At 70.2% G+C, this 12,803-nt stretch carries 11 protein-coding genes and 1 pseudogene; 8 read left to right on the top strand and 4 right to left on the bottom strand.

The window, feature by feature from the left end; genetic code table 11:
* Positions 1–73 precede the first annotated feature (73 nt).
* The 5 genes from NQ706_RS03340 to NQ706_RS03320 all read left to right on the top strand — a co-directional run bounded on the left by NQ706_RS03340 (position 74) and on the right by NQ706_RS03320 (position 4,061).
* A complete protein-coding gene (locus NQ706_RS03340; RefSeq protein ID WP_038568179.1) occupies positions 74–793 on the top strand; it encodes an MSMEG_4193 family putative phosphomutase in 720 nt (239 codons plus the stop codon).
* 10 nt (positions 794–803) lie between these two features.
* Positions 804–1,331: a DUF3090 family protein gene (locus NQ706_RS03335; protein WP_038570898.1), complete on the top strand. Its 528-nt coding sequence runs from the start codon at positions 804–806 to the stop codon at positions 1,329–1,331.
* Positions 1,328–2,149: an SCO1664 family protein gene (locus NQ706_RS03330; RefSeq protein WP_038568176.1), complete on the top strand. Its 822-nt coding sequence runs from the start codon at positions 1,328–1,330 to the stop codon at positions 2,147–2,149. The genes NQ706_RS03335 and NQ706_RS03330 overlap by 4 nt, the downstream gene beginning before the upstream one ends.
* A gap of 71 nt (positions 2,150–2,220) precedes the next feature.
* Entirely contained in the window at positions 2,221–3,483 is a 1,263-nt protein-coding gene (mshC, locus tag NQ706_RS03325) for a cysteine--1-D-myo-inosityl 2-amino-2-deoxy-alpha-D-glucopyranoside ligase (RefSeq protein WP_038568172.1), read from the top strand.
* On the top strand, positions 3,480–4,061 hold the full coding sequence (locus NQ706_RS03320) for a hypothetical protein (RefSeq protein ID WP_038568169.1): 582 nt from the start codon (positions 3,480–3,482) through the stop codon (positions 4,059–4,061). The genes mshC and NQ706_RS03320 overlap by 4 nt, the downstream gene beginning before the upstream one ends.
* Here NQ706_RS03320 and NQ706_RS03315 read toward each other — a convergent pair.
* Both NQ706_RS03315 and NQ706_RS03310 read right to left on the bottom strand, forming a co-directional pair.
* Complete coding sequence (locus NQ706_RS03315) at positions 4,048–4,299, bottom strand: hypothetical protein (protein WP_038568167.1); 252 nt, start codon at positions 4,297–4,299, stop codon at positions 4,048–4,050. The two genes, NQ706_RS03320 and NQ706_RS03315, sit on opposite strands and share 14 nt — an antisense overlap.
* Positions 4,300–4,653: 354 nt before the next feature.
* Entirely contained in the window at positions 4,654–5,181 is a 528-nt protein-coding gene (locus NQ706_RS03310; RefSeq protein WP_038568161.1) for an Lrp/AsnC family transcriptional regulator, read from the bottom strand.
* A gap of 85 nt (positions 5,182–5,266) precedes the next feature.
* Between NQ706_RS03310 and NQ706_RS03305 the strand changes: the two are divergent.
* Positions 5,267–6,441 (top strand): annotated as a pseudogene (locus NQ706_RS03305) (trans-sulfuration enzyme family protein).
* A gap of 151 nt (positions 6,442–6,592) precedes the next feature.
* Here NQ706_RS03305 and NQ706_RS03300 read toward each other — a convergent pair.
* Together NQ706_RS03300 and NQ706_RS03295 are read right to left on the bottom strand one after the other, a co-directional pair.
* On the bottom strand, positions 6,593–6,820 hold the full coding sequence (locus NQ706_RS03300; RefSeq protein ID WP_239302967.1) for a transcriptional regulator: 228 nt from the start codon (positions 6,818–6,820) through the stop codon (positions 6,593–6,595).
* A 201-nt stretch (positions 6,821–7,021) separates the two neighbouring features.
* Positions 7,022–7,900: a proteasome assembly chaperone family protein gene (locus NQ706_RS03295; protein ID WP_038568145.1), complete on the bottom strand. Its 879-nt coding sequence runs from the start codon at positions 7,898–7,900 to the stop codon at positions 7,022–7,024.
* A 260-nt stretch (positions 7,901–8,160) separates the two neighbouring features.
* On the opposite strand from NQ706_RS03295, the gene metH reads away from it, so the two are divergent.
* Both metH and NQ706_RS03285 read left to right on the top strand, forming a co-directional pair.
* Complete coding sequence (gene metH / locus NQ706_RS03290) at positions 8,161–11,853, top strand: methionine synthase (protein WP_051806411.1); 3,693 nt, start codon at positions 8,161–8,163, stop codon at positions 11,851–11,853.
* Positions 11,854–11,856: 3 nt separating this feature from the next.
* Positions 11,857–12,609 (top strand): HAD family phosphatase, encoded by a 753-nt coding sequence (locus NQ706_RS03285; RefSeq protein ID WP_038568139.1) that lies wholly within the window; start codon positions 11,857–11,859, stop codon positions 12,607–12,609.
* Positions 12,610–12,803: the final 194 nt, after the last annotated feature.

Here is a 12,803-nt window from a genome sequence, read left to right as displayed (position 1 = left end):
ATTCTGCGCTACCGCGCTGCCCGCGCCGTGGCGCGACACGGGTCACGGACGGCCGGGCCGGTAGCCTGGTCGCGTGGCCACCATCATCCTGCTGCGGCACGGGCGCACGAGCGCCAACGCCTCCGGCGTCCTCGCCGGTTGGAGCCCCGACGTCCATCTCGACGAGCTGGGGCGCACCCAGGCCGACGCCGCCGCCGCGGCGATCAGCGCCTGCTGCACGCCTGAGCGCATCGTCGCCTCGCCGCTCGTGCGCTGCCAGGAGACGGCGGACGCCCTGCGCGCGGCGAGCGGCGTCGCCGTCGAGACCGACGACGCCGTCGGCGAGTGCCGCTACGGCGCCTGGACGGGGCGCAAGCTCAGCGACCTCGCCGGCGAGGAGCTGTGGAAGCAGGTGCAGGAGCACCCGTCGCAGGTGACGTTCCCGCCGAGCCCGCAGTTCGAGCACGAGTCGATGCTCGCCATGCAGCGACGCGCCGTCGACGCCGTGCGCGCCCTCGCGCGCGAGCTGGACGAACGCAGCAGCGACGAGCAGGGCGGCTCGGGCGTCGGCGTCGTCGTCAGCCACGGGGACGTCATCAAGTCGATGCTGTCGGACGCGCTCGGTCAGCACCTCGACGACTTCCAGCGCATCGTCCTCGCGCCCGCGTCGATGAGCGTCATCCGCTTCGTCGGCGATCGCCCCTTCGTCCTCGCGATGAACGTGACCTCCGGTGGCCTCGGCGAGGCCGTCGGTCTGGCGCGCTCGACGAGCGCCGAATCCACCGTCGGTGGCGCCACCGGCGCCACGCAGTAGGCTCACGGACATGTCTGTAGTCGAGTTCAACCAGCCCGCGCGCTTCGTGGCGGGCACCGTCGGTGAGCCGGGCTCTCGCGAGTTCTACCTGCAGGTGCGTGACGCGCGCCGCGTCGAGGGCGTCGCCATCGAGAAGCAGCAGGTGGCTCTGCTCGCGGAGCGCCTCGAAGAGCTGCTCGACGAGGTCGGCGCGGACCGCGACGAGCCGGCCGCCGCACCCGACAACGACCCGCTCGAACTGCCCGTCGACCCGCTGTTCCGCGTCGGCAGCATGAGCGTCAGCTGGAATCCGATGGAGCGCGTCTTCGCGCTCGAGTGCCACGACCTCGACGCCGAGATGGACGAGGACGATGAGGGCGCCGCGATCACCGCCATCACGGGCCTGCGCGTCGTGCTCGCCCCGCCCGCCGCGCGCGAGTTCACGCGTCGTTCGCTCGCGCTCGTCGCGCAGGGCCGCCGTCCCTGCCCACTGTGCAACGAACCGCTCGATCCGCGCGGCCACGTCTGCCCCCGCGCGAACGGGTACCGACGCCGGTGAGCGAGACGCGCGACGTCACCTCCCGACCGCTCGAGCGCGGCGCGCCCGAACTGAGCGAGCGCGAGTGGCAGATCGAGGGTCGCCTCGTCGACGCCTCCAACGTCGTCGTGCGGTTGATGACGGCGACGGGGGAGCGCGCCGTGTTCAAACCCGTGCGTGGTGAACAACCGTTGCGCGACTTCCGATCGGGGACGCTCGCGCACCGCGAGGTCGCGACCTACCTCGTCGCCGCCGCGGCCGGCCTGCGCTGCGTGCCGGAGACGGCGTGGCACGTCGACCCGCAGCTCGGCGAGGGATCCCTGCAGTGTTGGGTCGGCCCGCTCGAACCGGCCGAGCAGCACCAGGTGGCGTTGCTCGACGAGGACGAGCTGACTGACGACGTGCACGCGATCGCCGCGTTCGACACCGACGAGGGCCCCCTCGTGCTCGCCCACCACGACGGTGACGCACTACGCGACGTCGCGCTGCTGGACGTGCTGACGAACAACGCCGACCGCAAGGGTTCTCACCTCGTCGAGGACACATCGGGCGGGGGAGACATGCAGCTCTACGCCATCGATCATGGCCTGACGTTCCACGTCGACGACAAGCTGCGCACCGTCCTGTGGGGCTTCGCCGGTGAACCGTTGAGTGCAGCGCACGACGCGTCCCTCGCGGCGCTCCTGGGCGCGCGAGACGGGCTCGGCGCGCAGCTCAGCGCACACCTGGACGATGACGAGGTCGAGGCGTTCTTCGAGCGCGTGGCGGCGCTGCGTACCGCCGGCGTGTTTCCAGAGCCGCCGCTCGATCGCTACCCGCTGCCGTGGCCGCCGTTGTGAGAGCCCACGAGGGCCTCGTTGTGACGCGTCCGCCGGGCGGAGGCGTCGGTCGTACCCGTTAGGCTGGGGCGGTGAAATCCTGGTCTCGCCCTGCGCTCAACCCCGTCGCCTCCCCGGCTGGAGCCGACATCGACGTCCGCCTCTTCGACACGGCAGCCGGTGAGATCGTCCCGATCGACCTCGGCGAGCAGGCCGGGCTGTACGTCTGCGGCATCACGCCGTACGACGCGACGCACCTCGGCCACGCGGCCACGTACGTCACCTTCGACATCGCCCAGCGCGTCATGATCGACGCGGGCGCGCAGGTCACCTACGTGCAGAACGTCACCGACGTCGACGACCCACTGCTCGAGCGGGCCGCCCGCGACGGCGTCGACTGGCGTGAGCTCGCGACGAGCGAGATCGAGCTGTTCCACGGCGACATGGAGGCCCTCGGTGTCATCCCGCCGCAGCACTACGTCGGCGTCGTCGAGTCGATGACCTTGCATTCGGCCAACGTCGCCCGGCTGCTCGAGCGCGGCCTCGCCTACACCGTCGACGTGCCCGCCGCCGAGAACGCCGCTGCCGGCGCGAAGGACGTCTACCTCGACCTCGCGCAGCAGCCGACGTTCGGTTCGGTCTCGCACTGGGACCGTGAGCAGATGATGGCCGTCTTCGCCGACCGTGGCGGCGACCCCGATCGCGAGGGTAAGCGCGACGTCTTCGACCCGCTGCTGTGGCGCGCCGAGCGTGAGGGAGAGCCGGCGTGGGACGGCGGCCCCGGCGTCGGACGCGGCCGACCTGGCTGGCACATCGAGTGCACGTCGATCGCGCTCGAGCACCTCGGCCATGGTTTCACGCTGCAGGGCGGCGGCACCGATCTCATCTTCCCGCACCACGAGATGAGCGCCGTGCAGGCCAACGCGCTGACGGGGCAGCCGCCGTTCGCGCACCACTACGCGCACCAGGGCATGGTCGGCTACGACGGCGAGAAGATGAGCAAGAGCAAGGGCAACCTCGTCAAGGTGTCCGTGCTGCGCCGCGAGGGCGTCGACCCGATGGCGATCCGGCTCGTCCTGCTCGACCAGCACTACCGCGCCGACTGGGAGTACATCGACGCGCTGCTCGACGCCGCGAAGGAGCGCCTCGCGACGTGGCGACGCGCCATCGAGGCGGATGGCGTCGACGCGACGCCCACGATCGAAGCGGTCCGCCGCGCCCTGCGCAGCGACCTCGACACGCCCGCCGCGCTCGCCGCGATCGACGCCTGGTGTGCAGCCGAGGGCGAAGAAGCCGTCGGCTCCGCGCAGCAGATCCGCGACGTCGTCGACGCCCTGCTCGGGGTAAAGCTGTGACCACGACGATCAGCACGGACAGCGCCGCGACGATGTTCGTCCTGCTCGAAGGCCCGAGCGACGTCGCAGCCGTCGCGGCCTTCATGGAGCGTGACGGGCTCGCGAGCCCGAACGTCGAACTCGTCAACCTGCAGGGCGCGACGAACGTCGGCCGTGTCCTCGGCGAGATCCGGCAGATCCGATCCGACGCCGACGTCGTCGGGCTCTGCGACGCCGCCGACACCCGCGCGGCCGAGAAGGCGCTCGCCGACGACGGGCTGCCCGTGCTCGACGCGAGCGACCTGCCCGTCTATGGCTTCTTCGTCTGCGAACCCGACCTCGAGGGGGAACTGATCCACGCGCTCGGCGCGGAGCGTGCGAAGGCCGCCATCGAGGGCGCGGGTCTCGGCAGCAAGTTCGATGCGCTGCGCACGCAGGCCGCGTGGGCCGACGAACCGCTCGCGGATCAGCTGCGCCGGTTCGCGCGCGCCGCGTCCGGTCGCAAGGAGAACGCGGCCGCTGTGCTCGCCGCGGCGCTCGGCGCCGACGAGGTGCCCGAGCCGCTCGCGATGCTGCTCGACCGGATCAGGTACGCCTGAGCGCAGCTGCCTCCGGGCGCCCTTCGAGCGCGGTCATGACGTCGACGCATCGAAAGCCCAGCGCGGCTTTGCGCCCGAGGATGTCGGTGTTCGTCTCGGCGCAGTAGCTCTGGACCCATTGCGTCGCGCTCGCCTGCGGAAGTGACTGCAGGTGCTCGAGATTGACGACCTTGAGCGCCCGCGCGACGCCCGCATCACGGCAGGAACGGTCGACGAGCGAGTCGTCTTGCAACGCCATCTGCGGGGCGTCGCTCGCCAGCAGGATCTGCGTGTAGCCGGCCGGGCGTCGAGCCAGGCGGGGGTGCGCACGCGCAGGTACCCTCCCTCGGCGTGACGCTCGTCCCCGCGGCGGCGGGCGTCGCCGTCACGCTTGCCGGGGCGGGTGAGGCCGCCGAGCGGGTCGTCGTCGGCCATCTGAGAGCCGAACCGAACCGCGTCGACGCGCCTGCGGGGGTGCTCGCGCCCAGCCGCCAGGGCGTCGCGCAGAGCGGCGTTCCAGGCGTCGATCGCGGTGGGGTCGTCGACGTCGAGCGGGGTGATCGTCACGGGATCCATAGCTTCATCCGACCAACCGAGCGCGAGGAGCGCGACCTCACCCGAGCGGGTCGGTGCCGCGCAGCCGCTCGAAGATGAGGCTCGTCTGCGCCTGCGCGATGCCCGGCATGCCGGTGAGCCGGTCGAGGACGAAGTCGCGCAGGGCGTGCGGCGACTCGGCGCACACGTGGATGAGGAAGTCGTCCTCACCCGCCACGTGGTAGGCGGCGATGACGCCGGGGACGGTGACGATCGCTGCGCGGAAGGCGTCCATCTGCTCGCGTCGATGCCCGGCGAACCGGACGGCGACCATCGCCTCCATGGCGCGCCCCAGCCGGGCGAGGTCGACGTCGGCGTGGACACCGGCGAGAACGCCCTGCTCGCGCAGCGTGCGCACGCGGATGCTGCACGTCGACTCGGGCAGGCCGATGCGGCGCGCCAGCTCGGCGTTCGGCATGCGTCCCTTCGCGAGGAGCAGTTCGACGATGCGACGGCCGGTGGCGTCGGGTTGCCACGATGGCCCCCAGCGGGTGCGACGATTCCCCCGTTCGGCGGGGGAGCGCGGTGTACTACTCGAAGGTTTCACCGTGCGCTCGCTTCGTCGTGAGGTTTCTTCAGTCAGATGGACAGCGGATGCTGTGTCCTTCCATTCTGCCTGTGTGACAGATCACATGGAATCACGCGCCACCGCTGCCGTCCACGCCGGGCGTGGCGACCTCGCCGCCCTCGGTGTGCACGTGCCGAGCCTCGATGCGTCGACGACATACCCGCTGCCCGGCATCGAGCGCGGCGGCGACTCGTACGAGGTGCTCGCGACGGGCGGGCACCCCGTCGTCGACGGCTCCCTCGTGTACCAGCGCCTGTGGAACCCGAACGTCGACCGGTTCGAGCGCGCCGTCGCGCAGCTCGAGGACGCTGACGAGGCCGTCGCGTTCGCGACCGGCATGGCCGCCATCAGCGCAGTGCTACTCGCGGCCGTCGCGGCGGGCACCCCGCACGTCGTCGCCGTCCGCCCGCTGTACGGCGGCACCGATCACCTGCTCGCCACCGGCCTGCTCGGCACACGGGTGACCTGGGCGAGAGTCGACGAGATCGCCGACGCGATCGAGGCCGACACGAGCCTGGTCGTCCTCGAGTCTCCCGGCAACCCGACGCTCGACCTCATCGACATCGCGGCCGTCGTGCGCGCCGCGGGCGACGCGCCCGTCATGGTCGACAACACGTTCGCCACGCCCGTGCTGCAGCAGCCGCTCGCGCTCGGTGCGACGTTGAGCGTGCATTCGGCGACGAAATTCATGGGTGGTCACGGCGACCTCATGGGCGGCGTCGTCGCGTGTGACGAGGCGTGGCGTCGCGGCTGCGTCAGGTGCGCGCCATCACGGGGGCGCTGTTGTCGCCCTCGAACGCGTACGGGTTGCACCGTGGGCTGCAGACGCTACCGATTCGGGTCAAGGCGCAGCAGGAAGGCGCGCGCGCCGTCGCCGAGTGGCTGCTGACGCGCGACGAGGTGGACGCCGTCATGTGGCCGGGGTTGCCGCAGTTCGACGTCGACGGCATCGCGGCCCGTCAGATGGCCGGGCCCGGTTCGGTGCTCGCGTTCGGCATGGCCGGCGGTTTCGACGCGGCCGCCGCCGTGACGTCGGCCTGCCGCCTCATCGTGCACGCCGTCTCGCTCGGGGGAGTCGACACGCTCATCCAGCACCCGGCAGCCCTGACGCACCGCCCCGTGGACGGCGACGCGAAGCCGTCACCGTCGGTGCTGCGCCTGTCCGTGGGCCTCGAAGACCCCGCCGACCTCATCGCCGACCTCAGCCAGGCCTTCGACGCGGTGCAGCAGCGCGGTTGAGCGTGTATCGCTGGGCTACCGGTGGCGGTCACAGCGCTGCGGTGGCCGCCGTCATCCGGGCCCGATGACGCGTGACGCGGCTCAGGTCCTGCACGCGCCTGGCGTCAAACCCGATCTCGTCGAGGTCTTCAGCGGCACCCGACGCCGCCGTCTACGCGCGATCGCGCTGGGGCTCATGCGCCGACGACCCGCGGGGTTCAGCACGCAGCTCCAGACCCAGCGCGTCGAGGACGGCCGTGAGCTTGTCGAGTTGCATCGTGGCCTTGTCCTGCTCGAGCGGGCGGACGAAGCGTTCGGAGACATCAGCCAGTTCGGCCAGTTCGATCCGGCCGAGGCCGAGGCTGCGCCACCTCGCTCGCACGTCCTGACCCAGGCTCATGCACCCTCCATCGGAACGATCGTGCTGTGAGTGCACGGTCATGAGCCGATTCGACCCGAAGCGGCACGATCGTTCCGCTTTTGGGGTTGAACACCTGCTCGCGCCAACACCGGCACGATCGTTCAGACGAGGACCCTGCTGCCGTCGTCGCGAGAAACTTGGCACGATCATGCCGCTCACGCCAGCAGTTCCGACGGACCGTCAGACCGTGTCGCCCCCAGGGCCCTGCTCCCCGCGGCGGCTGTCGCCGTCCCGTCGGCGCAGGAACTGTTCGAACTGTTCGGCGATGGCGTCACCGGAGGCCTCTGGCAGTTCGGTGACGTCCATCGAGTGCTCGAGCGTGTCGACGTAGGAGGTCATGTCGCCGTCCTGCGCGACGAGTTCGCTGACGCCACGCTCCCAGGCCCGCGCCTGCTCCTCGAGATCGCCCTCGGGCAGGGCGACGTCGAGCAGTTTCGACAACCCCTGCACCATCGTCCACGTCACCTTCGGCTGCGGGCTGCCCAGTGCGTACTGCGGCATGACGACCCACTGCGCGATCGTCGTCACCTCCGAGCGCCCGAGCGCGTCGATGAGAATGCCGACGATGCCCGCCGGGCCGACGTAGGTCGGCGTCTTCGCGTCATACGCCGCACGCGTCGCCGGCTGCGGCGACGTCAGCGTGACGGGCAGCGGCCGCGTGTGCGGCGTGTCCCCACCGAGCGCACCGCACACGACGACGCGCGCCGGCTCGCTCGCGTGAATGGCGTCGAGCAGTTCGGCGAGAAACGCCTTCCATCGGAACGACGGCTCGATGCCCTTGACGATGAGCACGTCGCCCACGGCGTCGAGTCGCGTGTGGAAGATCTCCGTCGTGCGCCAGATGACGCGGCGCTCGCCGTCGACGACGTCGATGCGCGGCTGGTTGACCTGGAAGTCGTAGTAGTCCTCCGGGTCGACGTCGGCCCACAGGCGCGCGCCGGTGGCCTTGACGAGGTGATCCATCGCGTCGAACGCGGCGCCGGTGACGTCGTTCCAGCCCTGGAAGGCGACGAGGACGGTCGGTGGGGTCGACGTGGTGAGGTCGAAGTGACGACGCACAGCGTGTCTCCTTCTGCAGGTCGTGAGGGTGGATCGGGCGCGCGGCGACGATGCGGCGAGGGCCTGACATTCCAGTATGCGGCCAGCGGCGTGCGCGCTCCAAGGCGGGGCGACGTCGCTCGATAGCATGACGCGACATCCACCCGCCCTCGAAGGGACGTCACGTGAGCAGCCGCTCCAAGGCAACCAGCCCGACCACGACCGACCACGACGCCCGCCGCGACGCGGGCGGGGATCGCAGCGAGGAGCTGGCCGCGCTCATGCGTGAGCGCATCCTCGTCATGGACGGCGCGATGGGCACGATGATCCAGCGGCAGGGGTTGAGTGAGGACGACTACCGCGGTGAGCGATTCGCCGACTGGCCCAGCGACCTCAAGGGCAACAACGACCTGCTGTCGCTGACGCAACCCGACATCATCGAGGGCATCCACCGCGAGTACCTCGAGGCCGGCGCGGACATCGTCGAGACGAACACGTTCAACGCACAGCGCATCTCGTTGGCTGATTACGACATGTCCGAGCTCGCGTACGAACTCAACGTCGCATCCGCGAAACTCGCTCGCGCTGCTGCCGATTCGCTGACCACCGGGGCGCGTCCGAGGTTCGTGGCCGGCGCGATCGGCCCGACGAACCGCACGGCGTCGATCTCACCGGACGTCAACGACCCGGGCGCGCGCAACGTCAGCTTCGACGACCTCGTCGGTGCCTACCTCGAGCAGGCCCGCGGCCTGGCCGACGGCGGCGTCGACCTCATGCTCATCGAGACGATCTTCGACACGCTCAACGCGAAGGCCGCGATCTTCGCGCTGGAGCAGCTGTTCGAGGAACGCGGGCGGCGCTGGCCCGTCATCATCTCCGGCACGATCACCGACGCCTCCGGCCGCACCCTGTCGGGGCAGACGGGCGAGGCGTTCTGGAACTCGGTGCGTCACGCACGCCCGCTCGCCGTCGGACTCAACTGCGCGCTCGGCGCCGACGAGATGCGCCCCTACGTCGCCGACCTCTCGCGCATCGCCGACTGTTTCGTCTCCTGCTACCCGAACGCCGGCCTGCCCAACGCGTTCGGCGAGTACGACGAGACACCCGAGGCGATGACGCAGACCGTCGCCGCATTCGCGGGCGACGGCCTCGTCAACCTCGTCGGCGGATGCTGCGGCACCTCGCCCGATCACATCAGGGCGATCGCCGACGCGGTCGCCACCACGGCCCCGCGCAGCGTGCCCGACGTCGCGCCCGCCCTGCGCCTGTCCGGGCTCGAGCCGTTCACCGTCGACGAGAATTCGCTGTTCGTCAACGTCGGTGAGCGCACGAACATCACCGGTTCGGCGCGCTTCCGCAAGCTCATCAAGGACGGCGACTACGCGACGGCGCTGTCCGTCGCCCGTCAGCAGGTCGAGAACGGCGCGCAGATCATCGACGTCAACATGGACGAGGGCATGATCGACGGCGTCGCCGCGATGGATCGCTTCTGCAAGCTCATCGCCTCGGAACCCGACATCTGCCGCGTCCCGGTCATGGTCGACTCCTCGAAGTGGGAGGTCATCGAGGCCGGGCTGAAGTGCATCCAGGGCAAGTCGATCGTCAACTCGATCTCGATGAAGGAGGGCGTCGAACCGTTCATCGAGCACGCCCGGCTGTGCAAGCGCTACGGCGCGGCGATCGTCGTCATGGCGTTCGACGAGGACGGCCAGGCCGACACCCTCGAGCGGCGCAAGACGATCACGAAGCGGGCCTACGACATCCTCACCGGCCCCGACGTCGACTTCCCGGCCGAGGACATCATCTTCGACCCGAACATCTTCGCGATCGGCACGGGCATCGAGGAGCACGCCAACTACGGCGTCGACTTCATCGAGGGCACCCGATGGATCAAGGCGAACCTGCCCGGCGCCCTCGTCAGCGGTGGCGTGTCGAACGTGTCGTTCAGCTTCCGCGGCAACAACCCGGTGCGCGAGGCGATCCACGCCGTCTTCCTTTACCACGCGGTCGCCGCGGGCATGGACATGGGCATCGTCAACGCCGGCGCGCTCGTCGTCTACGACGAGATCGACCCCGAACTGCGCGAGCTGATCGAGGACGTCGTCCTCAACCGCCGCGCCGACGCCACGGAACGGCTGCTCGAGGCCGCCGAACGGTACAACTCGAGCGGTGAGCAAGCGGAGGCGAAGACGGAACAGTGGCGCGAACTGCCGGTGCGCGAACGCATCACGCATGCGCTCGTCAAGGGCATCGACGACCATGTCGAAGCCGACACCGAGCAGATGCGCGCCGAGCTGGAGGCCGAAGGCAAGCGTCCGCTCGAGGTGATCGAGGGCCCGCTCATGGACGGCATGGGCGTCGTCGGGGACCTGTTCGGCGCCGGCAAGATGTTTCTGCCGCAGGTCGTGAAGTCGGCACGCGTCATGAAGAAGGCCGTCGCCTACCTCATCCCGTTCATCGAGGCGGAGAAGGAAGCGAGCGGCGTCACGAGCAAGCAGACGAACGGCACCGTCGTGCTTGCCACCGTCAAGGGCGACGTGCACGACATCGGCAAGAACATCGTCGGCGTCGTGCTGCAGTGCAACAACTACGAGGTGATCGACCTCGGCGTCATGGTCGCGCCGCAGAAGATCCTCGACGCCGCGCGCGAGCACGACGCCGACATCATCGGGTTGTCGGGCCTCATCACGCCGTCGCTCGACGAGATGGTGCACCTCGCGTCCGAGATGCAGCGCCAGGGGTTCACGCAGCCGCTGCTCATCGGCGGCGCGACGACGTCGCGTGCGCACACGGCCGTCAAGATCGACGGACGCTACGACGAGCCCGTCGTGTGGGTGAAGGACGCCTCGCGCTCGGTGCCGGTCGTCGCTGCGCTGTTGTCGACGGGGGAGCGTCGCGAGGCGTTGCTCGCCGACGTCGTCGCCGACTACGACGCGTTGCGCGCCCGACACGCGGCCAAGCGCGACGAGCGTCCGCTGCTGACGCTCGACGAGGCGCGCGCCAACGTCACCGAGATCGACTGGGCTGCAGGCGTTCCCGACGCCCCGGCGCTCGCCGTCGACGGCGCCCCCGTGACGAAGGTGTTCACCGACTACCCGGTGAGCGAGCTGCGTGAGTACATCGACTGGCAGCCGTTCTTCGCCGCCTGGGAGATGAAGGGGCGCTTCCCCGACATCCTGAGCAACCCCGCGCAGGGCGAGGCGGCGCGCAAGCTGTACGACGACGCGCAGACGATGCTCGACCGCATCAGTGACGAGGGCTGGCTGCACCCGGCGGGTGTCATCGGGTTCTGGCCGGCGCAGGCCGACGGTGACGACACGGTGCTGTTCGTCGACGCGCCGCGTTCGTCCGAGGTGGCGCGCCTGCACCACCTGCGTCAGCAGGGCACGCACCGTGACGGCGTGCCGAACCGCTCGCTCGCCGACTTCGTCGCCCCTACGGGTGCGGCCGACGACTGGGTCGGCGCGTTCGCCGTCACCGCTGGCACGGAGCTGCCGGAGCGCATCCGCGCGTTCAAGGACGACCTCGACGACTACTCGGCGATCCTGCTGGAGGCCCTCGCAGACCGTCTCGCGGAGGCGTTCGCGGAGCGGCTGCACGAGCGTGTGCGCCGCGAGTTCTGGGGTTACGAGGCGGGGGAGAAGCTCACGAACGACGAACTCATCCAGGAGCGCTACCAGGGCATCCGTCCCGCGCCCGGCTACCCGGCGTGCCCCGAGCACACCGAGAAGGACACGCTGTTCGACCTGCTCGACGTGACCGCGTCGATCGGGGTCGAACTGACCGAGTCGCGGGCGATGTGGCCCGGCGCGTCCGTGAGCGGGTGGTACTTCGCGCACCCGCAGGCGCAATACTTCGTCGTCGGGCGGATCGGACGCGATCAGGTCGCCGACTACGCTGAGCGCAAGGGATGGTCGATGGCCGAGGCCGAGCGCCACCTGGCCCCCAACCTCGGATACGACCCGGAGGACTGACGCGTGAACCCGACGCCGCACCTGAACCATCTCGACGCCCGCCTCGACGCGCCCGACTCATCGACGTCCACGCGCGCGGCGCATGGTTCGCATGCCCCCCGCGCGATCCTGTGGGACATGGACGGCACCGTCATCGACACCGAGCCGTACTGGATGGAGGCCGAGCGCGGCCTCATCGAGTCGTACGGGGCGTCGTGGAGCGAGAAGCAGGCGTTCCAGCTCGTGGGCAACGCGCTGCCCGTCACGGGGCAGATGATCAAGGATCAGACCGGCATTCCGCTGACGCCGGACGAGATCGTCGACATCCTGCTCGAGCAGGTCATCGAGAAGCTGAAGCAGCACGTGCCGTGGCGCCCCGGCGCGCAGGAGCTGCTGCTCGCCGCCCACGAGGCGGGGATGCCGTGCGCGCTCGTCACGATGTCGTACGAGTCGTTCGCGCGGGTGCTCGTCGACGCGCTGCCGGCCGGGACGTTCGAGGTCGTCGTCACCGGTGACATGGTCAGTGCGGGCAAACCGGACCCGGAGGCGTACGTGCGGGCCGCGGCCGAGCTGGGCCTGCGCCCGGATGAGTGCGTCGCGATCGAGGATTCGGCGACGGGCGTGCGCTCGGCCGTCGCGGCCGGCGTCCCCACGCTCGCCGTGCCGCACCTCGTCGAGATTCCGCAGCTCGGCGGCCTCGTCGTCGTCCCCGACCTCGCCGCCGTCAGCCTCGACGACCTGCCGCGTCTGGCGGAGCAAGCTCGCGCGACGGGCTGACGGTCGAGCCGGCCCCGCAGGCCGTGGCACAGGCGAATGTGACCGAAAAGCGCAGATGGGTACGCCGCCCTGAGTGCCAGCCTGGTCGTGAGTCACTTGTGTTGAGGAGGCGTGGTGTTCACGGTCGAGGAAAAGCGGGATGCGGTAGTGACGTATCTGGGGTTGGCGTTCGGGCAGAAAACGGCGTGGTTGGC

The organism is Dermacoccus sp. BD5, from assembly GCF_044878485.1.
Taxonomy (GTDB): Bacteria; Actinomycetota; Actinomycetes; order Actinomycetales; family Dermatophilaceae; genus Dermacoccus; species Dermacoccus nishinomiyaensis.
This window is presented reverse-complemented; position numbering and strand designations above follow the sequence as displayed.